Annotated in this window: 19 protein-coding genes and 1 pseudogene; 7 read left to right on the top strand and 13 right to left on the bottom strand. The window is 62.9% G+C overall.

Annotated elements, in window-relative coordinates; all coding sequences use genetic code 11:
* Positions 1-13 precede the first annotated feature (13 nt).
* Positions 14-535: a (2Fe-2S)-binding protein gene (locus BXE_RS36900; protein WP_011493217.1), complete on the bottom strand. Its 522-nt coding sequence runs from the start codon at positions 533-535 to the stop codon at positions 14-16.
* Positions 536-581: 46 nt separating this feature from the next.
* Positions 582-1,448, bottom strand: coding sequence for an FAD binding domain-containing protein (locus BXE_RS36895; protein WP_011493216.1), 867 nt, complete (start codon positions 1,446-1,448; stop codon positions 582-584).
* A 430-nt stretch (positions 1,449-1,878) separates the two neighbouring features.
* On the opposite strand from BXE_RS36895, the gene rcoM reads away from it, so the two are divergent.
* Complete coding sequence (gene rcoM / locus BXE_RS36890) at positions 1,879-2,682, top strand: heme-containing CO-sensing transcriptional regulator RcoM (RefSeq protein WP_011493215.1); 804 nt, start codon at positions 1,879-1,881, stop codon at positions 2,680-2,682.
* A gap of 217 nt (positions 2,683-2,899) precedes the next feature.
* Here rcoM and BXE_RS36885 read toward each other — a convergent pair whose 3' ends face one another.
* The 3 genes from BXE_RS36885 to BXE_RS36875 all read right to left on the bottom strand — a co-directional run bounded on the left by BXE_RS36885 (position 2,900) and on the right by BXE_RS36875 (position 6,011).
* The gene (locus tag BXE_RS36885) at positions 2,900-3,295 is read right to left on the bottom strand and encodes a hypothetical protein (protein ID WP_233518874.1); all 396 of its coding nucleotides are present in this window, start codon (positions 3,293-3,295) and stop codon (positions 2,900-2,902) included.
* Positions 3,296-4,094: 799 nt separating this feature from the next.
* Positions 4,095-4,781, bottom strand: coding sequence for a Vgb family protein (locus BXE_RS36880; protein ID WP_011493212.1), 687 nt, complete (start codon positions 4,779-4,781; stop codon positions 4,095-4,097).
* Between the two features lie 9 nt (positions 4,782-4,790).
* Entirely contained in the window at positions 4,791-6,011 is a 1,221-nt protein-coding gene (locus BXE_RS36875) for a hypothetical protein (RefSeq protein ID WP_011493211.1), read from the bottom strand.
* A 135-nt stretch (positions 6,012-6,146) separates the two neighbouring features.
* Between BXE_RS36875 and BXE_RS36870 the strand changes: the two genes are divergently transcribed.
* Entirely contained in the window at positions 6,147-6,908 is a 762-nt protein-coding gene (locus tag BXE_RS36870) for a DUF899 domain-containing protein (RefSeq protein WP_011493210.1), read from the top strand.
* Positions 6,909-6,916: 8 nt separating this feature from the next.
* Positions 6,917-7,111 carry a hypothetical protein gene (locus BXE_RS36865; protein ID WP_148223088.1) on the top strand — a complete coding sequence of 65 codons (195 nt, stop codon included), beginning with the start codon at positions 6,917-6,919 and terminating at the stop codon, positions 7,109-7,111.
* A 54-nt stretch (positions 7,112-7,165) separates the two neighbouring features.
* On the opposite strand, the gene BXE_RS36860 is transcribed toward BXE_RS36865, so the two are convergent.
* On the bottom strand, positions 7,166-8,026 hold the full coding sequence (locus BXE_RS36860; protein WP_011493209.1) for a class I SAM-dependent methyltransferase: 861 nt from the start codon (positions 8,024-8,026) through the stop codon (positions 7,166-7,168).
* Between the two features lie 327 nt (positions 8,027-8,353).
* Here BXE_RS36860 and BXE_RS44900 point away from each other — a divergent pair, with 327 nt between their 5' ends.
* Positions 8,354-9,352: an IS481-like element ISBxe4 family transposase gene (locus BXE_RS44900; protein ID WP_011493208.1), complete on the top strand. Its 999-nt coding sequence runs from the start codon at positions 8,354-8,356 to the stop codon at positions 9,350-9,352.
* Positions 9,353-9,651: 299 nt separating this feature from the next.
* On the opposite strand, the gene BXE_RS36850 is transcribed toward BXE_RS44900, so the two are convergent.
* Positions 9,652-10,599, bottom strand: a complete 948-nt coding sequence (locus tag BXE_RS36850; protein ID WP_011493207.1) for a hypothetical protein — start codon at positions 10,597-10,599, stop codon at positions 9,652-9,654.
* Between the two features lie 63 nt (positions 10,600-10,662).
* Positions 10,663-11,985 carry an IS5 family transposase gene (locus BXE_RS36845; protein WP_011493206.1) on the bottom strand — a complete coding sequence of 441 codons (1,323 nt, stop codon included), beginning with the start codon at positions 11,983-11,985 and terminating at the stop codon, positions 10,663-10,665.
* A gap of 735 nt (positions 11,986-12,720) precedes the next feature.
* Here BXE_RS36845 and BXE_RS36840 point away from each other — a divergent pair.
* Together BXE_RS36840 and BXE_RS36835 are read left to right on the top strand one after the other, a co-directional pair.
* Positions 12,721-14,064: a sensor histidine kinase gene (locus BXE_RS36840; RefSeq protein ID WP_233518875.1), complete on the top strand. Its 1,344-nt coding sequence runs from the start codon at positions 12,721-12,723 to the stop codon at positions 14,062-14,064.
* A 2-nt stretch (positions 14,065-14,066) separates the two neighbouring features.
* Positions 14,067-15,068: a response regulator gene (locus BXE_RS36835; RefSeq protein WP_011493204.1), complete on the top strand. Its 1,002-nt coding sequence runs from the start codon at positions 14,067-14,069 to the stop codon at positions 15,066-15,068.
* Positions 15,069-15,111: 43 nt separating this feature from the next.
* Here BXE_RS36835 and cqsA read toward each other — a convergent pair whose 3' ends face one another.
* Positions 15,112-16,401 (bottom strand): alpha-hydroxyketone-type quorum-sensing autoinducer synthase, encoded by a 1,290-nt coding sequence (cqsA, locus tag BXE_RS36830; RefSeq protein WP_011493203.1) that lies wholly within the window; start codon positions 16,399-16,401, stop codon positions 15,112-15,114.
* A 244-nt stretch (positions 16,402-16,645) separates the two neighbouring features.
* Positions 16,646-19,189, bottom strand: a complete 2,544-nt coding sequence (locus BXE_RS36825; protein WP_011493202.1) for a sensor domain-containing protein — start codon at positions 19,187-19,189, stop codon at positions 16,646-16,648.
* Positions 19,190-19,513: 324 nt separating this feature from the next.
* Here BXE_RS36825 and BXE_RS48340 point away from each other — a divergent pair.
* Positions 19,514-19,760: pseudogene (locus tag BXE_RS48340) on the top strand (recombination factor protein RarA); the annotation flags it as partial.
* Here the strand turns inward: BXE_RS48340 and BXE_RS36820 are convergent.
* The 3 genes from BXE_RS36820 to BXE_RS36810 form a co-directional block, all read right to left on the bottom strand.
* On the bottom strand, positions 19,761-21,320 hold the full coding sequence (locus BXE_RS36820) for an FAD-dependent monooxygenase (protein WP_011493201.1): 1,560 nt from the start codon (positions 21,318-21,320) through the stop codon (positions 19,761-19,763). It lies immediately after the preceding pseudogene.
* A gap of 501 nt (positions 21,321-21,821) precedes the next feature.
* Positions 21,822-22,583 (bottom strand): SDR family oxidoreductase, encoded by a 762-nt coding sequence (locus BXE_RS36815; RefSeq protein WP_011493200.1) that lies wholly within the window; start codon positions 22,581-22,583, stop codon positions 21,822-21,824.
* Positions 22,584-22,676: 93 nt separating this feature from the next.
* Complete coding sequence (locus tag BXE_RS36810) at positions 22,677-23,519, bottom strand: DMT family transporter (RefSeq protein WP_011493199.1); 843 nt, start codon at positions 23,517-23,519, stop codon at positions 22,677-22,679.
* Between the last annotated feature and the right edge of the window lie 75 nt (positions 23,520-23,594).

Below are 23,594 nucleotides of genomic sequence, written 5' to 3'. Positions count from 1 at the left end.
GTTCTCCCGGTCGTCAGTGAGTGTCCGCTGTCATCAGCGGATGCGATGTTTCAACCGCTTCACCCCGCAGCTTGCGCGCCGCGTATTGCACCGCCTTCACGATATTCTGATAGCCCGTGCAGCGGCACAGATTGCCCGCCATCCAGTAACGGATGTCCGCTTCGCCCGGGTCGGGATTTTCCTGCAACAGGCGGTAGGCACGCATCAGCATGCCGGGCGTACAGAAGCCGCACTGCAGCCCGTGCTCCTGCATGAAGCCTTCCTGCAGCGCATGCAGTTCGCCGGCTTGCGCGAGACCTTCCACTGTCAGCACCTCGGCGCCCTCCGCCTGCACCGTCAGCATCGTGCAAGACTTGACCGACATATGATCGAAATCGACCGTGCAGGCCCCGCAATGGGAGGTCTCGCAGCCGATATGCGGCCCGGTGTGCAGGCATTTTTCGCGCAACGTGTGGATCAGCAGCTCGCGTGGCTCGACGACTACATCTGTTTCCTTGCCGTTCAGTTTGAAAGACACCATGATTTTCCTGCTCATGTCGCTGTCTCCAGGCAATCGTGATCGGTGCGCGATCGGTGCGCGTTCAGTGAGCCGCCCGCGCGTAAGCGGTAATCAGGGCGCGGCGGGTCATTTCGCCCGCCATCGCCGTCTTGTATTCGACGTCGCCGCGCAGATCCGCGACTGGCGCGCAGACCGCCATCGCCAGCCGGGCGGCTTCGGCGATGGCGGGCTCATCCAGCGGCTTGCCCTGCAGGTATTGCTCGGCAGCGGTCGCCCGAATCGCCGTCTCGGCGACATTTGTCAGAGCGATACGTACTTCGCCGACTGCTGCCGTGCCGATGCGCAGCGTCACCGCGGCGGCCGCCGTCGCGAAGTCGCCGGTTTTGCGCTTGAGCTTGGCGTAGCAATAGCCGGTGCCCGCCGGCGGGGTCGGAATACGAATTTCGGTCATGATCTCGCCGGGTTCGAGCAGCGTCGTGTAGGTGCTGACGAAGAAGCTGGCGGCTGACACGACACGCTCGCCCTGCTCGCCTGCCAGCACGAACGATGCGCCGAGGGCCATCATCAGCGCCGGGTGGTCGTTGCCCGGATCGCCGTGCGAGAGGTCGCCGCCCAGCGTGCCCCGGTAGCGTACCTGCGGATCGGAAATCTGCCGCGCGCCTTCGACGATCAGCGGGCACCTGGTCTGCAGGAGTTCTGACCAGATCAATTCGTTCTCGGTCGTCATCGCGCCAATGCGAATTTCGTCATCGGCTTCGCGAATGCCCTTCAGTTCCGCCAGCTTGCCCAGATCGATCAGATGACCGGGTTCGGCAAACCGCAGCTTCATCATGGGCAGCAGACTGTGGCCGCCCGCCAGCAGCTTCGCTTCGTCGCCATATTCGCCGAGCAGCGCGAGGGCTTCCGGCAATGTGCGGGGAACGTGATATTCGAATGGACGAGGAATCACACTGACCTCCTGTGTCGACCAGAGTTAGCGCTTTAGCGCTTACTCTGGTCCCATGCAAAGCGGTCGACCCCAAAACGGTTGCGGTCGTCATTCGCCTGGGAGCGGCAGCATCGCCGCCCTGAGACGGAGAATTTCACAATGCAATGCAGCAATTCAATGCCATTTCCCGAACGGTAGTTCACGTGCGTCAACTAGCGGAAAACGTACATGAAACGCGGGGCTTCGCCGGAGGACTCCGTCTCGCGGCGCGTCGTCAGACGGATCGGAAGGCGATTTCACGACCGGCCACGGCTTTTGGCCAATTTCCCGAATGGCGGGTTTACCTGCGTGAATGACCCGGAAATTTGCGCGAAAATCGACAGGAAGACTATGCAGCGAAAGACAAATCGGCTGACAGCGTGGACGGCCCCATGAGCCCAGGAGACCTCGCATGAAATCGTCAGAATCCGCCGCCGCGACGGCTTCCGAGCGCCGTGCAGAGACGTTCCAGCACAAGCTCGAACAGTTCAACCCGGGGATCGTCTGGCTGGACCCGCAGGGCCACGTAAGCGCATTCAACGACGTCGCGCTGCACATTCTCGGGCCGGCCGGCGAGCAATCGCTCGGCGTGGCGCAGGATCATCTGTTCGGGATCGACGTGGTGCAACTGCATCCGGAGAAAAGCCGCGACAAGCTGCGTTTTCTGCTGCAGTCCAGGGACGCGGGTGGCTGCCCTGTCAGATCGCCGCCGCCGGTGGCGATGATGATCAACATCCCGGACCGCATCCTGATGATCAAGGTGTCGAAAATGACTGGCGCGGCGGGCACCTGCGGCAGCTGCATGATCTTTTACGACGTGACCGATCTGACCACCGAACCGTCCAGCCAGCCGGCAGGCGCCAGCGTGCCGGCGCCGCGCCGTCTCTTCAAGATCCCCGTGTACCGGAAGAGCCGCGTGATCCTGATCGATCTGAAGGACATTGTGCGCTTTCAGGGCGACGGCCACTACACGACGATCGTCACGAAAGACGAGCGCTACCTCTCCAATCTTTCGCTGGCCGACCTCGAACTGCGCCTCGATAGCAGCGTCTATCTGCGGGTTCATCGCAGCCATATCGTGAGCCTTCCGTACGCGGTCGAACTGGTCAAACTGGACGAGAGCGTCAATCTCGTCATGGACGACGCGGAACAAACCCAGGTACCGGTCAGCCGCTCGAGAACTGCGCAATTGAAGGAACTGCTCGGTGTGGTCTGAGCTGAAACCCGCGTGACATTGCATCGGAACGTCATGTAATTTCGTTACATTGCTTCACCGGGAAGGTGACGGAGTCCCGTGCCCAAGCCTCTGCCATTTTTTAATTTTCGGTCTGGTCACCGCGCCTTCCGTTGAACGCATTTCCGCCCGCAACGCCGCACCGAATTCGCACCGAATCCGCGCCGTCGTGATGTATCCCGACGCCCTGCGCGGGCTGTCAGCCGCGCGCCCGGTCGATCGCGCTCGTAGCCAGCTGCCGGGCGAGATCCGCATATAGTTCGGCCCACTTGCCCAGCAACGAAGGATCGTCGGTCAGGAACAACGGATGTTCGGCCCATCCACTGACATCCATGCCCTTCCAGGCCATTTCAAATATGCGCAATTCCTCGTCTTCGCTAACGCCGATGTCGATCAGCTCGCGGAATGAGGCCAGTTTGCAGAGTGGCACATCACGCGGCGCGATGCCATGGATAGCAGCCACCGCGCTGATCGCGCGCGTTCGCGCATCGTCGCGGCTGTCCGCCATCAGAAACGCAATGCTTTCGTGGCGCGCGCCGCCAAGTACGGCCCGATACAGCGAGGTTTTGCAGCGATGGCTCAGTTGCGTGCCCATGGTCGCCCCAACTCCCGAAAACCGTGCGTCATTCCGCCCGGTCGCCCGGGCCCGAGTCGGAGTACCGGTTGCTTGCGGCTCGAGTCGCCGCTGTCGGTCACGGTATCTGTCACTGCTCCAGTACACATACATACTGCACACGACCAGACAGGCCAGCGCGAGAATCGCCACGCCTGCGAGTACGGCCAGATCGGTGCGCGCCATTTCAGGGCCACCTCGGTCCCGTGCTTGCTGCGTCCGCCGTTTCGCGGTATCTTCCGGCAAGCTCACGCACGAGCCCGATTGCCGCGCGCTCCTGAGCGGAAGGCGCTCCGTTCGCGGCGACGCTCACCTTGGCTTTCTCTGCCACCGGATTTCGCGAGATGCGATCTGCCGGAATCCGACGGTCCCATCTGACACCACGAACGGCCCCGCGCTCGAGCCAGGAAAGAGTGGCGGCGAATCGGTCTGCTCCCATAGTCCGCGTGGCCATGATCCTGTAAGCAAAGGGACGATGCTCCGAGTATCGGACGGCCGTTGCTATTGATCAACAGGGCACAGCTCTCTATTGACCGATCCGTGCCGCTATAGGACGCTAGTTGGCTTCGGCTGCCCGTTCCACGACACGTTCGGTTTCCTGTTCCCGGCAGCAACGCGATTCGCGTTCCGGGCAAAGAACATCCCGCTGCACGGCGCTGACGCATGCCCTTCAACGGCCCGTCGGGATTTTCCGAACCGGCCGGGGCGGCCGTGGACATGACCGGCACGCGGTGGGTCCGTCGCCGCCGGCACGGCAACGCTCGACGTTGGACAAGGCCGATCAGTCGCTCGCCGAATCGACAGGAATTCCGGAGCCGCTGCTGTGCGCATGTTCTCCCGTTGGCCGCCGGACAGCTCTCACCTTGCCGCTATCCCCGCCCCCGCAGAAGAAGCCATCACCGCCATCGGACTCGAGCCCCGACACGCCTGCTCCCACCGGCATCCCGATGCTCTCCAGCACTTCGCCCGTTCGAGGATCGACGCGCCTCAATTCGCTCGCGCCGTCTTCCCAGGTGCCGTGCCATAGTTCTCCGTCAGCCCAGGTCACTCCGGTGACGAAGCGATTGGACTCGATAGTGCGAAGAATCGCGCCTGTTTCCGGGTCGATCTGATAGATCTTCCGCGCCGGATATTGCCCCACCCAGAGTGTCCCTTCGGCCCATGTGAGGCCTGAATCGCCGCCCCCGCCAGGCGCCGGAATCGTGGCGAGCACACGGCCGGTGTTTGGATCGATCTTCTGGATGCGGCCGCCGCCGATCTGAAACAGGTGCTTGCCGTCGAAGGCCGTTCCCGCATCAGCGGCAAGCTCGATTGAACGCAGCGTCTCGCCGCTTGCCGGATCGATTGCGTTCAGCCGGTCTCCGCCCGCAATCCAGACTTGCTGACCGTCGTAGGTGACCCCATGCACTTTATCGACACCCGGAAAGGGTCCATATTCACGGATGATTGTGGCCGCTGATCGATTCATGTCGCCATCCTAATCGTCGGATAGGAAAGTGGGGAGTAACAAGGTCGTCGCGAATCCCGGTACCGGGGGAGTGATCCAACGACGCGCTCGTCCGCGGCCGAACGACTGCACCTTGCCCGCTGTCGCCAGCGAGTCGAGTGCGCGTTGCACGGTGCGCTGGCTCGCGCCGAGCACCAGCGCGAGCGCGGAACTCGACCACGACTCGCCGTCGGCAAGGAAGGCGAGCACCTGTGCATGCTCCCCTTCCACGAGAGGCGCCAGCACGACAACCTCGGCTGGCCCGCGCGGCGTCAGCGCAAATCCGCGCCTCGTCGCGCTTACGCCCGCTAGCGTTCCGAGTTCAGCGCGAAGCCGCCCGATTTCGACCCGCAAGCGCGCGCGATACGATTCGTCGGCGCGCCTGGCCCGGAAAGCCCGCGCGACGAGGGTGTCTCGCGGCACGTCGTCGGGCCACGCTTCACCCAGTGCACGGGCCAGCGCGAACAGCACCGGACGGCTGGCGAGAGAAATCACCGTATCCGCGTCACGCACGGCATGACGGCACGCATCCACGACGAGCCCCCTCGACGCCAGCAACGCCTCCACCTCGTCGAGCAGCAGGAGCCTTTCCTCGCCGTGCGCAATCAGACGCGCCGCCGGCGTACTCAGCACGAGCGATGCGTGCTCGACCTCCGCCGTCAGCGCCGGGATGCCCGCGCGGCGCGCGGCGCGCGCGGCCCGGGCGAGCGCCGTGCGGGCCGCCTTCGTCCGCAGGCGGCGCAATGCGAGTTCCGCGACAGCCAGTTCATGGACCGCCCTCAGCGCGGGCGGCAGCAGCGCGGGCGCGAGCCCGGCAAGCGTTTGCTCGGCCTCGCGGAGACGATTGACCAGCGCGAGGCGCCGAACCTCCAGATACCGCGCATGCGCGGCGTTCAGGCGGTCGCCGTGCGCTTCGAGCGTCGCCCGCGCGGCGTCGAGCGCCTTCGCGGGCCAGCCCAGCTCGCGCGACGCGAGCGCGATCTCCGCCTCGGCGACGATACATCTCGCGCGGGCCACAGCACCGTCTGCACCGAACGCGCGCGCCGCGCTTCGCACGAGCGCCTTCGCGCGCACGAGATCCCCGAGCTGTGCCATCGCAATACCGCGAAGCGCGAGCGCGGGCGCGTCGTCGCGCAGCGCGATGCGATCCAGTGCGCCGAGCGGATCACCCGCCGCGAGCGCACGCGCCGCGGCCGTGATCAGCGAGTCCATGGGTAAGCCAGATCCCGCCACGCTTGTCACTCCCGTCCGTGCGAAGCCCGGTACTAATCTAGCACGACCATCAACCCGTACACGACGTCGCTTCGGCCACCGCCGGGCGGCGCAGTACAACCGACGGAGGAACGCATGACGACCCACCTGACCGGAACGCGCGAACAGTGGCTGGCTGCGCGGCGCGAGTTACTCAAGGCAGAAAAGGAATGGACCCGGCGCGGCGACGAACTGGCGCGGCAACGTCAGGCGTTGCCGTGGGTTCAGGTCGACCAGACCTACCGGTTCGAAACCGATGAAGGCGACGCGTCGCTGGCCGGCCTCTTCAAGGGACGCTCGCAACTGCTCATCTATCACTTCATGTTCGGGCCGGACTTTCAGGCGGGGTGCCCGTCGTGTTCGGCGATCGCGGACGGCTTCGACGGTTTCGCCGTCCACCTGGCGAACCACGACGTCATGCTATGGGCGGTGTCGCGCGCGCCGCTCGCGAAACTGCTGGCGTACAAGCGGCGGATGGGATGGACGTTTCCCTGGGCGTCGTCGGTCGGCGACTTCAACTTCGACTTCAATGTCTCCTTCACCGACGAGCAACAGCGCAACGGCGACATCGAATACAACTACGAACGCGGCGGCCATGCGATGGACACGACACCGGCACCGCAGCCCGTCGTCGAATTCGCGGCCATGTCCGGCACCGATGCGGCCACCTACTCGCGCGAGCGGCCGGGCGTGAGCGCGTTCGCGCTGGAGGAAGGCGTCGTCTATCACACCTATTCCGCCTACGCGCGCGGGGTGGACGCGCTGTGGGGCATGTACCAGTGGCTGGACCGCGCGCCCAAAGGACGCAACGAATCGGGCATCTGGTGGCGACGCCACGACGAGTACGACGGACGATGAGGCTGCCCGTGAGCACCGTTCGTTCGGCGGCAGGCGGGTGGCGCTATCGGCAGGCGGGTGGGCGCTATCGGCAGGCGGTCGGCGGACAGGCGACACGCGCGTGGGACGGCACCCGTGACATCGCTGCTTTTGGCGGCGCGCGAGGCCCGGTGATTGCCGCCCTCAAATTCTTTCCGATGAAGAACAATCTCCGCAAGCTATGAGCAACCGGGCCGCCCGGGAACGACCGCTCGGGCAGGTACGGCCTGTTCCGGCAGTCAGGTCTTCGCCACCAGCAGCTCCTCCGCATTGTTCGGCGGACGCAGACCATCTGTCCTGTCCGCGAAGTAGCGCCGGGTGAGATCGGCAGCCGACACGTGCCGTGCTTCTCCAAAGCCGGATTGGTGGGCAAGCGCCACCAACTCCGCCGGCGTGAAGAAGCTCAGGAAAGGTGTGCCGCCCGCTCGCGCGCCCTTCTCCGCCATTTCCAGCGCGGGACGCAGTTCGGGGTCCGCCCTCTCCAGCGGGAGCAGGAAGGTCATGGCAAGCGTCGATCCCGGGGCAAGCGCCGCGACCTCGCGCAGCGTGGCCGCGTTCGCATCCCGCGTGAGATACATGCTGAGGCCGGTGGAAACGACGATGGCCGGCTTGCTGTCGTCGAAGCCAGCGGTTGCGAGCCCGCCGCGCCAGCCCTGTCCGGCCCCGAAATCGACCGGCACGAAACGCAGCCAGTCCGGCATGCCGAAACCCAGCTCGACCAGACGCTGACGCTTCCATGCCTGCGGACCCGGACGGTCGATCTCGAACACCCGGAGACGGGATGCGATCTCCGGCCTGCGTTGTGCGAAGCTGTCAAGGCCGGCGCCGAGAATGACATACTGCGTAAGTCCGCGGCCGGCCTGCTCCACGACCAGGTCTTCAACGAAGCGCGCGCGCGCCACGATGGACGCCCGGAAGGGACGCGTGAACCGCGGGTCCATGTCGCCGCGATGGCGCCAATCTTCGCCCGGAGCGAGCAGTTGAAGGCCGATTTCGTCCTCCATCACGTGTGGCGGCGGGTCGAGCTCGACGTGCAGAGCACGCCACAATGCGACTCGCGCGGCTGTGCTGTCTGGCGCTATGTCTTGCCTGTCGTTCATGACCCTGGATCCCGTTTCTGTTGCTGTTGCCGCGTCTTCGCCTTTTGCCCGAAGCCCCCAGCACCGCGCCGCTTCATGAAACAACGTATTGCTGGTCAGGCGCCCTGCAATTGAAAGAAAGCGCGTTCTCACAGCGTCCGCATGTATCAATGCAGCAAACCGCAAGAATATCACCCGCCTCTGCGCGGAACACACTACGCCTGGGCGCCATTAGCGACTCTCCGTGCTGGGTAATTGTCTGGTTGCGGAACGTCATTGGGATCAGGTAGCATGGGCTGTAGCCGAGTACGCGTGGTGCTTTCAACCTGTGATTGATGAGGTGCGGGCATGATGCAAATCCATCCCCAGGCTCGAACGACCCCTGTGGTACGAGCAGAAATCGCACGATCCACGGAACCAACGAGCGTCGTCGCCAGGCGCTACGGCATCAGCGCTGAGACAGTGCGCAAATGGCGTAAGCGCGGTGAGCAGGCATGCCAGGACCGATCGAGCAGACCCAAACGCCTGCGATGGCGTGCTAGTGAGGAGGAACGCGCCATCATCTGTGCGGTGCGGCGTGCTACGGGCTTCCCCCTTGACGACCTGGGCTTCGTGCTGGGCCATTTCCTGCCGCATCTCAATCGCGACAGCATCTACCGCGTGCTGAAATCTGAAGGCCTCAACCGGCGCCCTCCAAAGCCGACGTCACTTCCTGAGAAAGGTCAGGGGCGCTTCAAGGAATACGATCTCGGCTACGTCCATATCGACGTCAAACACTTGCCAAAGCTGCGCACCGCTGACGGCGAGGTGCGCAAGCGCTACCTCTATGTCGCCATCGATCGCTGCTCTCGCTTTGTGCACCTCGCCGTTTACGACGCCGAAAATACAACCAATGCAATCGCCTTCCTGGCACAAGCGCGAAAGGCCTTTCCCTTCCGCATCACCCATGTGCTGACGGATCGCGGATCCTGTTTCACCGCTGATGACTTCGAGCGCGCCTGCGCGAAACTCAAAGTCACCCGTCGCGTAACCAAACCCTATACGCCACAAACTAATGGCATGGTCGAGCGCTTCAACGGCCGCGTCGCAAGCGAAGTCCTTGGCATCAACATTGCCGGCCATGCAGATCTTGAAGTCTTGTTGAAAAGCTTCAACCGTGCCTACAATCGACGACGACAGCGAGTCCTTAAAGGAAGCTCACCCATCGACAAAGTCGACCAACGTCTCAAGCTGAACGGATGCCTTGCCAACCCGCTCTACAAGCCCCCAGCAGACCAGGAATACCTTCTATCTAAAGTAGACCGAATCTTGGTTTACGCCAATGAGGTCTCGCAACCAGACAGGTAATTCAGGAATGGAGTCTGGCTAGAAAAACATCGGTAATTTCACTTAATACGGGGCGATTTCATGCTGAACGGAAGATCCTGATCACGTGCTATTGGCAATCGCAATCCTTTATGCATGTCTTGCGGGGATTTCAACGTGAGAGATCCGAAACTTCATGACGCCGCGGAAATCGGCAATGAGAAACGCCGAATATTTCTCCGCTGCATGACACTGCGCTTTTTTTGGAGCGAGTGCGCGGTTCCCAATCTGCGGCATTCGCATCCGATATGCCGGACCGAAGATCGCGTAAGCGCCGGCTCCTAGAACCGGTAGCCTACGCCGCCCAGAATCACATCCGTGTCGCGGCTATAACGCGTCATCACGCGATTCCACGTCAAACGAGCCGACCAGTGCTGCGTGATGCGATACGAAGCCGATATCGACACGAGTCCCGACAGAATTCCGTCGCCTGTGTCCCGGTTGTCGCTCGAATCGCCATGATGGATCGCCGCATAAGCACCCACGCCGACACCGAGCGCGAGATGATCGTTGAGGAAAGCCCGCGTCAGCCAGAGCTGGGCGGTCGCGCCGTCGCGCCGCGCGGAGAGGCCATTGCCTTCGTGCAGATAGCCGAGCGTCGCGTCGAGATAGTTCGTCAGTCCGCGCCGGTATTCGATTGCCTGCGCCGTCGAGGTCTGCGACTCGAGGCTGTTCAGGATCGTCGCGCCGGCCATCAGCGTGATTTCGTTGTTCGTGACCTTGCTCGCGCGCGGCAGCGCAAAGTCGCGCGCGCCCGGCGTGCCGGGCGCGTCCAGCTGATAGCCGACACCGAACATCACCGCGGTGGTCGAAGCGCCGTTCGTCACCTGCACGTGATTGAGTTGCAGATTGGCCGTCCAGCGCTGCGACGAATACCAGCTGGCACGCGCGCTATAGACCACGCCCCAGCCGTGCGTATTCGAATAGCCCGCCCCCTGCGTGGCGGCTTCCGTGTCGAAGTAGCGATACGGCCCGACGCCGAGCGCCACGACGAAACGCCGCTCCATCAACGGCAGCCGGCCCCATAGCTGAACCACCGGACCATCGCGGTGATGATCGGGGATATGCCCTTCGTTGAGCCACGTGATACTGCTGGCGAAGTAACGACCGAATCCCTCTGTATAGTCGATCGACCAGGAATATGAATGGCTGTGCTCGCCGGTCAACGGCCCCGTGTACAGCGCAAGCTCCTGGGCAAACGCCCGGCTCGAACTCGCGCCAAAAGCCACGGCGGCAATGAGAAGCGCGTAGGTAGTCGGGTCTGAATAATTCGTTTTCGGTGACGACGCCGTTCACGGTGTCGAAGCGGAAGCCGCGGAGCGGTTGAGCAATGCGGCAAGTACAAGGACGTAAAAACGCCGCAGCTTTCTGAGGATCATGCGCAGGTTGTGGCCGGCACCGCATAGCACTGCGTTGATCGCATCCCCGAGCGCGCCCTTGAGCCAGTTCCGGTCGAGTTTGCCGTCGGCCTTCATATGACCGATCGCTGGTTCAATCGCGCTGCGCCGCCGGATCATGGCGCGCAACGTGCGCGTGATGCCGCGTCGCAGGCCGGGATGGTAGACCTTCACCCCGTCTGGCTCAGCGCCCCGGTAACCACGGTCGACGATCGCGATTTCAGGTTTGACATCGCTGAGAATCGCTGCCTGCTCCAGCGCTTCTTCCAGCGTATGTCCATCGTACGGATTGCCCGGCATCGAGCGGGCACCCACCACCAGCCCTTCCCGGTGTGTCGTCGTGATCGACACCTTGACGCCAAACTCGTATGGCGTGCGCGCCTTACCCTTGGCCAGGCACTCGACTTCCGGCGCGTGCAGCGCGTACAGCTTGTTTTTGTCCTTCGTCTTCTGCGTCAGGATTCGCTTCGTGCGGGCAATCAGTTCCTGCAGGTCAGCTCGCCTGTTATCAACCACCGTATCGAGTTGCCGTTCGACATCGCGCATGACGCGGCCCACACGCGAGCGCAGGGTGCGCACTGCCTTCCTCATCCGCCGGTACTGCTTCGCGTGCGCGTAGCGGCTGATCTGGGTGGCCAGGCGTGGTGCTTCGCGGTTGTAGTTCTGCCGCAGTTTCAGGCCGTGCCGCGCAGCTGCCTTCACGAGGTGTTCACGACAGCGCTCCAGCAGTCGCGAGTCAGTCGGATGTGCGATCGCCTTGGGCATCACGGTCGTATCAACGATTACGCGTTTCGCGCTTGACGCCTTGATCACTCCGGCACGCTTCGCCGCGTCGATCGTCTCGGCGAGCAACTCCTCGACACCGGCTTCTCCCAACCGTTTGCGCCATCGCGTGAGGCTGGACGGATCGATCGGTGGTTCGGTCTGCAAGTACGTCTCGCCCGTAAAAACCTGCCAGTACGGGTTCTCAACCCATTGCCACACAACGTCCTCGTCCGAGAGGTCGAAGGCGTGCTGCAGATACAGCAGACCCGCGATCAGTCGAGGCGAACTCGCAGGTCTGCCTTTACCCGAAACGAAACTCGCGCTCATCGATGCACTGAGCCGCTCCCAATTGATCAGCCCGGCCAGCCGTACCAGTGGATGCTTGAGATTGATCTGTTCGCGCAGTGGATGCCGGAACAAATCCTTCTCCGTTACAGGCGCCTTCGGACCCATCTAAACCTCGTCAGAATTTGCAGGCTATACGCAGCAATATGCCAGGTCTGTGCAATTCCAACAACACGATTTCCGCCGGAAAGCCCCGACGCTTAAGGCTCCACGGTTTGTTCAGGCTGGACTAGGTAACCTTCATCGTCGCATTGGAATTCTTGTCGTGTTGGAAAACACACAGCGTGACGACCGGTGCTGGTCGTATCCAAATGGCATTGTTGCATGACTTCGCCCAGGACTGCCGTGGAAAAGATAAAGCCCCTGGTGAGCAGGCTTGCGAAGGACCTTCACCGACCAATGTTGACGCCGCGCGGTGCATCGCCGGTCATATGTTTATCTTCATTTATTCCCGCATGTCGAATCTGAATCACTCAATTAGAATCAGATGACTGTCGGGATTGATTGCCCGGGTCATAATTCTATTACGGCGAGCTTGCATCATTTCCCGCATGCATCATTCGATCCAGTTTGCATAATCAGTGTTCTCTTTACCGTTCATTACTCAATGTCGCACCGCACGGTCTATTGTTGCCTGATCCGGAATTCGTTCATTTGCCGTGACATTGACGATGCGGTGGATCAGAATTCGCATTCACCCGGCCGTCATCGTCGCGGCGTAGTGCCTGAATCGCGTGGTACATACGCATGCCGGAGTGCCTCGAACAGCGCATACGAACAGGGAGCGTTCGTTGGTCGAAGAGCCGCTCCGGAAATTTCTGGTCAATTTCTGGCCCCATACAAATGAGTACAACCGGAATCTCGCCGTGGGGCATTCGCAAGTTAATGGCGATACGCCCACTTCTTGCCCAGGCATTCGTTCCCGCCGCGCGCAACCTGCACTACATGCGGCGCAGAATGCGCCCGTTCGCGATGGTCGCTATCGTCGGCTTCCCGCTCTATTTCTACGTCTGGCACGCGCTCTTTCCACAGCCATACGAAAACCTGCCGCTGCGGCTCGTCGGCTCCGCGCTGTTTATTCCGATCCTGTTTTCGGACCGCTGGCCGGCGCGCACAAGGAAGTTCCTGCCGTACTACTGGTATGCGACGATCTTTTATTCGTTGCCGTTCTTCTTCACGTTCATGCTGTTGAAAAATAACGGCTCCAATGTATGGATCGAAAGCGCATTGATTGCGGCCTTCGTCATGGTGCTGCTGCTGGACTGGTTCATGCTGCTCCTCAATTTCGTTACCGGCATTGGGGTCGCGTATCTCGCCTATTGGCTGACAACAGACCCGGTCGTGCTCCATGCGGCCTATGCGGCCCATCTGGCGATTTTCTCGTTCGCGGTCGCCATCGGCGTCGTGGCGAACTACGACATGGACCGCATCAGAATCGAGCAGGAACGCGCGATGCTCGCCACCGCCAGCAGCATCGCGCACGAGCTGCGCACGCCGCTGCTGGCCATTCGCGCCGGCGCCTCGGGTCTTGGCCACTATCTTCCGTCGCTGCTCGAAACCTACTCGATTGCGCAACAGAGCGATTTGCCGGTTCCGAAGATCCGCCTCGTGCATCTTCAGTCAATGGATGGCGTGCTCTCCCGCATCGAGCAGGAGGCCATTCATTCGAACGCGATCATCGACATGCTGCTCGCGAACGCGCGCTTCACAGGTGGCTACACTCATGGTGCGGCCGTTTGCTCGATTGCGCAGTCGGTCAGGACCGCGCTCGAGCGCTATCCGTTTCGCGAGGGCGAGCGTGAACGGGTGCTCACCGACCTTGCCATGGACTTTACCTTCCACGGCTCGGAGATGCTGATGGTCCACGTTCTGTTCAATCTGCTGAAAAACGCGTTGCGCGGAATGGCAAGCGTCGACAGCGCGTTGATCTCGATCCGGCTCGTGAGCGGCCCGCGCACGAACCAGCTTCTGTTTCGCGATACCGGCGCCGGTATTGCGCCCGATGTTCTTCCACACATCTTTACCCGCTTCTATACGTCGTCCGCAGGGATCGACGACGCCTCGATCGGTACCGGCATCGGTCTCGCTTTCTGTCGCGATGTGATGCGCGGGGTGGGCGGCGCCATCGACTGCAAGTCTGTCGAAGGGATGTTTACCGAGTTTGTCCTGACCTTTCCCCGGCCATAACGATGCACACGATCAAACCATTCTATTTTCCGACCACCGTCACGTTCGTCGACGACAGCGCGGCCTTCCTGTCGAATCTGTGCCTTCAGCTTGACCCGCAGCTTGCCTTCCGCCTCTTCAGCTCGCCGGGCGAGGCGCTCGAATTCGTGAACAGCCGTCCCCGGCCGGGGCCGTCGGACGAACCGCTGTTCGCGCCGTTTCGCGACCGCACCGACGAGGATCTCGCTCACCAGGTCATCGCGCTGAGTGTCAACACGGTCCGCAAACAGGTTCACAACGCGCAGCGTTTTCTGGCGACGTCGGTCGTGGTCGTCGATTACGACATGCCCGGCATGAACGGTCTCGAGTTCTGCCGCCGCATGACCGACCCTGCCGTGCGCAAGATCATGCTGACCGGCAAGGCGGACGAACACATCGCGGTGCAGAGCTTCAACGAAGGCATCATTCATCGCTTCATCCGCAAGCAGGACGCGTCGGCGGTGCCGGCACTGAATCGCGCGGTGCGCGACCTGCAGAACGCCTATTTCGACGACGTGTGCCAGTCGATACTCGATACCCTCGCGGTCTCGGAGTACGCGTTTCTGCGCGACGAGGCGCTCGCTGCGCGGGTGGCCGAACTTGCGGCCTCGCTGGGTATTGTCGAGCACTATCTGTCGTACTGCCCGGGCGGGCTGCTCATGCTCGACAGCGCGGGCAAATCCTATCTGCTGATCGTCCACACCGACGAAACCTTGCGCGGCCTGCGTGAAATAGCCGTCGAACAGGAAGCGCCGGCAGAGTTTCTGGCGGCGCTGGATAGTCGGCGGAGCTTGCCGTACTTCTGGCAAACCGAAGGACATTACCCCGCCGATTGCACGGCATGGGAAAACTACATGCACCCGGCAACGCAATTCAGCGGCCGGCAGAATTACGTCTACGCGGTCATTCCCAACCCGCCGGGGCTGGATCTGAGCCAGGTGCTCAGCTATGACCGCTACCTTGAACGGCTCGACCGCGACCTGTAAAGGCATGGAGTTCGCGAAAGCCGAACTCCATGCCGGGCGCGTATCAAGCCGTCACAGCGGTCTCTTCGCTGGCGGTCTCGCGTTGGCGTCTGCGCGCCGACAATTCATCGCCGAGACGTCGCGTGGACGGCCACTTGTCGAGTTCGACCTCGCTACGGATGTCACGGCAGACGCTGGCAATCTTTTCGACCTGGGCGTCGCTCAGCGCCGCGTGGATCGACAGGCGGATCAGCGCCCGATTTCGTGCCGTCGCGGGCGCACAGAACACCGAGCCGAAAATGCCGCGCGACTCCAATGCGTCGCGCAACACGATCGTGCGCTGCTCCGTACCGGCTTCGAGGGCGATGATCTGACTCCTGCTGCCGTTCAGGTTGTATCCGAGTTCCGTCAACCGCTGCCTCAGCCATGCGGCGCTCGACGCGAGTCTCGTGCGCCGCCGGTCGGCGCATTCGATCACCGACAGTGTCGCATCGAGCCCGCTGATTTCATGCGGCAATAGCGTGGAACTGAAAATGGCCGGATTCGATTCGAACTTGAAGTACTCCTGGAAATCGACCGGACAGCTAATGAAACCAGCTCTGCCGGCAAACGCCTTCGCGAGACTGGCGGTGCGAAACGCGACACGGGACTGCAGTCCGAGTTCGACGACGAGCCCTGCGCCACGCGGACCGTGCGTGCCGAGCGAATGCGACTCGTCGACGACGAACACGCACGCGTGCCGTTCGCATACGTCCGCGAGCGAGACGAGCCGGCATACGCTGCCAGTCGTGCTGTACACCGAGTCCACCAGCACGATGCCTTGCCCATAGCGTCCGATCTGCTGCTCGAGATGCGCGGCGTCGTTATGCCGGAACGCGACCGGCACCGCGCCCGCACTGCGAACGCCTTCCCACAACGACATGTGCGCCATCATGTCGATATAGACCGGCGTCTGCTCCGACGCGATGGACTGGATCAGCCCGGTATTGGCCGCGTAGCCCGACTGGCACAGCACGCCCGCCTCCGCCTGCATGAACGTCGCAAGCCGGTTTTCGAACTGGAGTTGAGGGCAATCGCCGTGCAGGAAAATGCCCGACATCAACAACCCGTTGCCGTTCTCAAGCAGCGTCGCGGCCATGCTGCCGATAATGTCCGGGTGCCGGGCGATCGCGAGATAGTCGTTGCTCGACAGGTGCAGCGCATCGGGCCCCGCGATACGGCCGCGCATGATATGCCCCCCGCCCCATGTTTCCTGCACACGCTCACGGTAATACCGCTCGACGCGCGATGTGACGAAAGCCGGCAACGCCGGCCGGCTATGCCTCTGTTTAGTCCGATCAAAGACGCTTTTCATTTTTTAGCTCCATAGGGTTAGCTGCCGTAGCGGACAGCGGGTCCATAGTGAGCCCGTCATTGATGACGTGTGTGGAAAGTCGGGCAAGTTATGCTTTATGGATAAACTCACCCGTTTCGCCGGATCCGGTTGCAAGCAGAATGGTGTTGCGCGGGGCGAAGTGCAGGCTCGCCCTGGCGATCTAAATCGGTGCTGCGTGAGCTACGTCAAAGACTGGCCGCCGCGGTCAGGTTCCATCGCGCCGTCAAATGCGCGAGCCCGCATGAGCCGCGCGCAGCCATTCTTCGAGCAGATGCGGTGCCATCGGGCGCGCAAGCAGATAGCCTTGCAACACCGGGCAGCCATGCTCGACCAGAAACTGTCGCTGTGTATCGGTCTCCACGCCCTCGGCGACGACCTTGATGTTCAGGCTCTCGCCGATGCGCAGTACCGTCGAGGTCAGCGCGCGCGCCGAGTCGCTGTGATCGAGATCGCGCACGAAGCTCCTGTCGAGTTTCAGTTCGTCGAGCGGCAAGCGGTGAAGATAACCGAGGCTCGAATAGCCCGTGCCGAAATCGTCCAGCGACAATTGAATGCCCAGACGGTGCAGCTCGTCGATCATCGACAGAACTCCCGGCTCGTCGCCCAGCATGACGCTCTCCGTCATCTCGAGCGTCAGGTCGTGCGGTTGCAAACCATGCGCGAGCAAGGTCCGCGCAACCCGCTCGGCCAGCGTGCTGTCGCGAAAGTCGCTGGCGGACAGGTTGATCGACACCCGCGGAATCTCCACGCCTCGGGCACGCCAGTCCGCGAGTTGACGGCACGCCCGCTGCGTCACCCATTTGCCCAGCTCTCCGATCAATCCGCATTCTTCCGCCAGCACGACGAAGCGCACCGGCGGCACGCTGCCCAGCGTCGCGTGATTCCAGCGCAGCAGCGCCTCCACGCCGCTAAGCACATGGCCGTTCGCGGCGTCGAACTGCGGCTGATACCAAAGATCGAGCAGGTCGTGTTTCAACGCAACGCGCAGGTCGGCCTCCAGCATTGCCTGCTCCTGGATGTTGCGGCTCATCTCCTCGCGAAAGAAACAGAAGTGGCCGCGGCCCCTGGCCTTGGCGTGGTACATCGCAATGTCGGCCTGGCGCAGCAGTGTCGGAACGTGCTCGCCGTCCGCGGGATACATCGCGATGCCGATGCTGGCGCTCGCGTGGATTGGCGCACCCGCCACGACCACCGGCGGCGCAGTCGCGGCAAGCAGACGCTCGACGATGCCCGTCGCCTGATGCACGCCGCAATGCGGCAGAATCGCGACGAATTCATCGCCGGCGAGACGGCCTAGCAGATCGCCGTCCCGAAGCACTGACTTGAAGCGGCGGCCGGTCTCGCAGAGCACCTCGTCGCCTGTCGCGTGCCCCCTGGTGTCATTGACCCGCTTGAAATGGTCGAGATCGATGAACACCAGCGCGAGTTCGCGTTCCGTGCGGCGCGCGTCGTTCAGAAGCTGCTGCGCCTGGGTCTCGAACATATTGCGGTTCGGCAGGCCGGTCAGCGTGTCGTGAAACGCAAGCTGATGAATGCGCATGCGTGCTTTCTCGCGTTCGAGCAAAAGCGCGCAAAGACTCAGTCCCATGTCCACGAGACTCTGATGGAATGCAACCGGGCCGTGATTTTCGCGGTAATAGAACGCGAACGTGCCAAGCACCGAGCCATCGGCGCCCTTGACCGGATACGACCAGCACGCGGCGAGTCCGAGCGGCAGCACCAGATCGCGGTAACCGGTCCACAACGGATCGCTGGCGATGTCCGTCACCACGACCGGCGTGCCCCGCCAGGCGGCGGTACCGCATGAGCCGGCGCACGGCCCGATCGACTCGCCATCCATCGCCCGGGTTACGGTGACGGGCAAGCGTGGCGCGGCCAGCGTGAAGAGCCGCCCGTCGTCCACGCGCAGAAACGTCGCCACGACTTCAGGCGCGATGCGCTCCACCTCCCGGCACAAGATTCCGGCAACCTCGGTCGCGGGCAACTCGCGCGCCATCGCATCTAGCACCTTTTGCTGAAGCTCCTCGCGCATCCTGGTCAGCGTGATATCGGTCAGCACCGCGAGAAGGTTGACCGGTGCGCCCGCGTTGTCCGTAATGACGGTGATCCCCACATTGACCCAGAGCGGTCTGCCGCCCTTCGTGTACACGAGCAGATCCTGGCGGAACGGGTGATCTGGCGTCGACGGCTCCCGCGCGGCGGACTGGATGCGTTCGACCGCCGCCATGTTCGTGTGCACGCCGGCGAACGGTTCGACAAGGCGCAGGCCCTGGACTTCGGCAGCCGCGTATCCCAGCATTCTGGTGACGCCGCTGTTGATGAACGAAATGCTCCCATCAAGACTGGCCACGATGATCGCGTTGTCGCTTCCATTCACCACGCGCAATAACTGCTGCCATTCTTCGCACTGTCTGTGCTGGTCCGTTATGTCGCGGATGAAAGCCGCGCGAAATCTGCGGCCGGCCACTTCGAACCCGTGTATCGACATCTGGCCCCGGCGCATCACGCCATCGTTGCGCTCGATCTGCAGAGCCAAGCCGGGGCCGTCGACGTTGCCGGTTTGCACTCCGTGGCCGGCTGGCTGGATTCCGCGCGGCAGGAGCATGCCGGCATCCGCGCCAAGAACCGCCGCGGCAGTCAAACCCCAGAGCGCTTCGGCCGCCGGATTGAAGAAGCCGATTGCGCCGTCCTCGTCCACGAGCACGACCGCGTCCGGTATTTGTGCGAGAACCTGCACGAGAGTCCCGGCTATCTGAGCTTGCGCCATTGTCTTCGCTCCCGCCCTTTCCACTTTGGTGCCGTACTGCGCGCGACCGCCTGTCGGCAGATCGCCACCCTGTACCACCCTTCAATGAGAGTAGTGCAGTCGTCGACGGAACGCTATGCCGCATACGGCGGAACCCTGAAAAGCGCCCGCGCGAACCGACCGATGAAAGTCGGCGGCGGGCTACCCGTTCCCGCGCAGAATTCAGGAACCGCAGAAATGCCGGGCGCAGTCGGCCCAGACCATTTTCCCGCGCCGGCCCTCATCGCGAAGCCATCTTCGTGGCGCGGGCAAACCGCTCCGGCTCGCGCTCGACGCCCACCGGCCGCACTCGGCCAAACCCTTGTCTACGTGGCGGTAGCGCCGAAGTCGAATGCGGTCAGCGTCGCGTGGCATCAGGCGCTGTCATTCGTGCGCACCGACCGCACGCGTGCAGTGCCCATGTATTTGCGCAATGCGCCTCATGCAACCCATGAAGGATTTCGGCTACAAGAAGGGCTACCGCTACGCGCATGACGAACCGGACGGCTACGCAGCGGGAGAAAACTACTTCCCGAAAGACCTTCCTGAGCAGCTAGGCGGAGCCAACCCGGTCCTCAGGCTCGCCGAACCATCGCGATATGATCTGCGCCGCCTCTTCATTGTCGGGAGTGGCTTCACTGGCCCAGGCGACGAACCCGTCGGGACGCACCAGTACAGCGCGCAGGCCTAGTCGATCCCTGACCTCGCCCGCGGCATAGGTGACCCGATCTCGCCAGTGGTTCGCGAGCGACTGCAGCGATGCGTTCGTATCGAAATCCAGCAACAGGCCCTTCCCTTCGCGCAGCAGATTGCCGCAGTTCGTTCCGTCGGCGAATTCGAAGTCGGGAACGCTGCGACCTGCCAGCGGATGACTGCCGCCAAGCTCGTAGCGGAGCGAGATACCCCACACGCGCCCGGCGAAATACGTCGCGCCATCGCGGGTCTGGATGAGATCCCGGACGATGGCTTCGAGCGCGCGGGTGCTTTGGGTAGGTCGCATGAGTGCGACCTGCGCGCGCGACCAGTCGAGCACCTGCGCTCCGACCGGATGCCGCTCTACCTGGTAACTGTCGAGCAGGCCGGCCGGCGCGTCGCCACGGATCGTGGACGCCAGCTTCCAACCGAGGTTCAGCGCGTCGCCGAGCCCGAGGTTGAGCCCCTGACCGCCCAGCGGCGAATGGATGTGCGCGGCGTCGCCCGCGAGTAGCACCCGTCCTTTGCGATACGCCGTCGCCTGGCAGGCGCGATCCGTCCAGGTGGTGGCAAGGTGAAGCCCTGTGAGGGTGAGGTCTATGCCGGACACGCGGCGCAACACGGCCTGCACATGTTCCAGCGTGATTGGCTGAATCCGGTGAAAAGCACCGCCGTCGAATTCGACCATCGCGATCGTGCCCGGTCGCGTGTAGGTGTACGTGCCTGTCGGGGTGTAGTGCCGCCCGGCGCGTAGCGCTTGCGGATCGGCCATCTCGACTTCGGCGGAATAACCTGTGAACTCAGGATCGGTGCCGAAGAATTCGAAGCCACCTGCGTTGCGTATCGTACTGCGTCCGCCATCGCACCCGACAAGCCAGCGTCCACGAAAGGTCTCTCCACCTGCGCGAACGGTCACGTCGGCGTCTGACGCGAGAAAATCGTCGACACTGAAGCCGCGCCGAATTTCTGCTCCCATCGCGCTGGCTCGGCGGGCGAGCACGGTTTCGAGCGTCTCCAATTCGACAGCCATGCTGGTGTCGGCCGGGCTGGGCAGGCGATACGGCCACTTCGAGCTGTCGATGTCGTCGTGATAGAACTGGATGCCCGCGAAGTGGCCGGCTGGCCGGCGCGGCTGATGCATCCAATGCGCGGCCGCGCCGGTCTTGCCCGCGCCGTCATTCGCACGCTGCGCCGCGATCAGCTCGACCAGCAACCCGCGACGGTAGAAGGCTTCAAGGGTGGCCGCCGAAAGGCCGCGCATTCCGAAAGGGAGGCGCTTCAACGGCGAGTGGGGATCTTCGGCTCGCTCCAGCACCAGGACCGAGAGGTCCAGCAGGCGCAGTTCGCAGGCGAGAAACAGGCCGACAGGACCGGCTCCGGCAATGACGACGTCGTAGATATGTTGATGATGGCTGTGCATGAATGACTCCATTGTCAAGGTTCGAACGGAGCGTTTCTCAAGTTGAGAGCCGCACGGACGAACGACTGGACGCCTTTGCGTCCGAGGTTCGTCGTGGGGATCTCATGCACGAGGCCAAAGACCAGAGCTTTCGTTACCGAAAGGACTTGGGCTTACCAAACCAAGTCTGCCTTTTCCGACACGGCTTTATAACACCGTGAAGATCACGCTGCAACGAGCAGTGGCGTTGAGCCGACCGTTTTGCGAAGCGCGGACGCCGGTGCGCGCGAGCCTCTGCAAAACGGCCTCGCAGAAGCGGCACGGCTTGGTCGACGAAGTCGCGAACGGCACCAGCCCGCGGAGCCTGAGCGCGCAACAGCATACGAACCGCCAGCGGCTCAACCGAATATGCCGGGAGCACGATCGTCAGACTTCGGGCCTGCGCCTGTTCGGCCGCCGGGGGAAGACGACGGTCCAAGGCCGTTCGCGCGGAGCATCGCCTCCATCGCCGCACCGTGTTGTTCACTTGCCGCCAGTGACATCGAGGAACGTGCCGGTGATGAAGGACGCCTCGGCGCCCGCTAGCCACAGGATCGCCCGCGCGACCTCTTCAGGTTGGCCGCCTCTTCCCATGGGGATCGAGTCTTTGACGCGATCCACCCGTCCCGGCTCGCCGCCACTGGCATGCATGTCGGTGTAGATGTGCCCGGCGCGAATGCAGTTGACGCGTATCCCATCCCGCGCGACTTCTTTGGCAAAACCGGTAGTGAATGTCTCAAGAGCACCCTTCGAGGCAGCATAGTCGACATATTCGTTTGGACTGCCGAGCTGGGCCGATGCCGATGAGATGTTGATCACGGCGCCCCCGCGACCATTGTGACGACGCGACATCCGCTTCACCGCCTGCTGCGCACAGAGGATAGGGCCGATCGAGTTGACCGCGAAAATACGCTGCAGCCGCTCGAATCCGAGATCCTCCAGCCGGGACTGCTGTGCAATGATCGCGGCGTTATTCACCAGCACATCGAGCCGGCCGAACTGCCGGTCGAGCGCGGCGAATAGCTGAGCGACCTGCTCCGGATCGGCGCTGTCCGCGCGCATGGGTAAAGCCCGGCGCCCGACAGCCTCCACATCGGCCGCCACCGCAAGGGCGGCAGACTCGTTGGAGACGAAGCTTATCGCTACATCGTAACCTTGTGCGGCAGCAAGCCGCGCAGTCGCCGCGCCTATGCCACGGCCTCCGCCCGTTATCAGAATCAACGGGGCCTGCGAGACGGTATCCATTTAACGAACCTCCAGGTGGTGGTGAGATGATGATTCAGGCTGAGACCGGCGTTCCACCGCTTTTCCCGCCAGGTCCGACGCGCGTCTGATCTGTCAAAGCCCCAGACAGACCGCTCCGGCCGCGACGACCATGCAGGCGAGCCAGCGTGTGCCACTGACCGCCTCCCGCAGAAACACCCGCCCGATCAGCACCGCGAACACCACGCTGGTCTCGCGCAACGCCGAGACTGCGCCCATCGCGCCCGACTGCAGCGCCCAGATCACGATGCCATACGCCGCGATCGAAACCAGGCCGCCGACGAGCGACGAGCCGACCGACAGCGGCTCAGCACGTACCGGCGTCCATAGCGGCGCGAGCCCGCGCACCGCGACGAACAGCACCGGCATCAGCCAATAGAACAGGAACATCCACGCGGTGTAGGTGAGCGGCTGGCCGTTGGACAACCTCACGCCGATGCCGTCGATCACGGTATAGAGCGCGATCGTCGCGCCGGTCGTCAGCGCGGTGAGCGCGCCCGCGCGCGACACGCGCCGCCCCTGCAGCGCGATCGCGATGATGCCGCCCGAGATCATGGCGATCCCGAGAGCGTGCAACGGGCCGATCGCCTCATGCGCGAAGAGGGCGGCGCCGAGCGTGACGAGCAGCGGCGATGAACCCCGCGCGATCGGATACGCCTGCGCCAGATTATTGCGGCGATACGAGCGCACGAGGCTTACGTTGTAGAGGATATGCACGAGCCCCGATGCGACGATGCAAGGCCACGCGGCGCTGGCCGGCCAGGGCGTGGACAGGACGACGAGCGTGGCGACCACCGCGATGGCGATGCTCATCCACGTCATGGACAGGAACCGGTCGCGGTTGCCATGCAGCATCGCGTTCCAGCTCGCGTGGAGCAACGCAGCGAAGAGCACGGTGCCGCCGGTGTAACTGAGCATGCGGTTCGGGTCGGAAAGGGATCGGAAGATTTCATTCGTGGTGCAATAAGAAGGATATCTATCTTGAAGCGCGCG

Source organism: Paraburkholderia xenovorans LB400 (genome assembly GCF_000013645.1).
Taxonomy (GTDB): Bacteria; Pseudomonadota; Gammaproteobacteria; order Burkholderiales; family Burkholderiaceae; genus Paraburkholderia; species Paraburkholderia xenovorans.
This window is presented reverse-complemented; position numbering and strand designations above follow the sequence as displayed.

What these genes read in the sequence shown, in the direction of transcription:
- BXE_RS36900 (WP_011493217.1), bottom strand. Translation starts at nt 535, where the DNA reads ATGAGCAGGAAAATCATGGTGTCTTTCAAACTGAACGGCAAGGAAACA.
- rcoM (WP_011493215.1), top strand. Translation starts at nt 1,879, where the DNA reads ATGAAATCGTCAGAATCCGCCGCCGCGACGGCTTCCGAGCGCCGTGCA.
- BXE_RS36885 (WP_233518874.1), bottom strand. Translation starts at nt 3,295, where the DNA reads ATGGGCACGCAACTGAGCCATCGCTGCAAAACCTCGCTGTATCGGGCC.
- BXE_RS36880 (WP_011493212.1), bottom strand. Translation starts at nt 4,781, where the DNA reads ATGAATCGATCAGCGGCCACAATCATCCGTGAATATGGACCCTTTCCG.
- BXE_RS36875 (WP_011493211.1), bottom strand. Translation starts at nt 6,011, where the DNA reads ATGGACTCGCTGATCACGGCCGCGGCGCGTGCGCTCGCGGCGGGTGAT.
- BXE_RS36870 (WP_011493210.1), top strand. Translation starts at nt 6,147, where the DNA reads ATGACGACCCACCTGACCGGAACGCGCGAACAGTGGCTGGCTGCGCGG.
- BXE_RS36860 (WP_011493209.1), bottom strand. Translation starts at nt 8,026, where the DNA reads ATGAACGACAGGCAAGACATAGCGCCAGACAGCACAGCCGCGCGAGTC.
- BXE_RS44900 (WP_011493208.1), top strand. Translation starts at nt 8,354, where the DNA reads ATGATGCAAATCCATCCCCAGGCTCGAACGACCCCTGTGGTACGAGCA.
- BXE_RS36845 (WP_011493206.1), bottom strand. Translation starts at nt 11,985, where the DNA reads ATGGGTCCGAAGGCGCCTGTAACGGAGAAGGATTTGTTCCGGCATCCA.
- BXE_RS36840 (WP_233518875.1), top strand. Translation starts at nt 12,721, where the DNA reads ATGAGTACAACCGGAATCTCGCCGTGGGGCATTCGCAAGTTAATGGCG.
- BXE_RS36835 (WP_011493204.1), top strand. Translation starts at nt 14,067, where the DNA reads ATGCACACGATCAAACCATTCTATTTTCCGACCACCGTCACGTTCGTC.
- cqsA (WP_011493203.1), bottom strand. Translation starts at nt 16,401, where the DNA reads ATGAAAAGCGTCTTTGATCGGACTAAACAGAGGCATAGCCGGCCGGCG.
- BXE_RS36825 (WP_011493202.1), bottom strand. Translation starts at nt 19,189, where the DNA reads ATGGCGCAAGCTCAGATAGCCGGGACTCTCGTGCAGGTTCTCGCACAA.
- BXE_RS36820 (WP_011493201.1), bottom strand. Translation starts at nt 21,320, where the DNA reads ATGCACAGCCATCATCAACATATCTACGACGTCGTCATTGCCGGAGCC.
- BXE_RS36815 (WP_011493200.1), bottom strand. Translation starts at nt 22,583, where the DNA reads ATGGATACCGTCTCGCAGGCCCCGTTGATTCTGATAACGGGCGGAGGC.
- BXE_RS36810 (WP_011493199.1), bottom strand. Translation starts at nt 23,519, where the DNA reads ATGCTCAGTTACACCGGCGGCACCGTGCTCTTCGCTGCGTTGCTCCAC.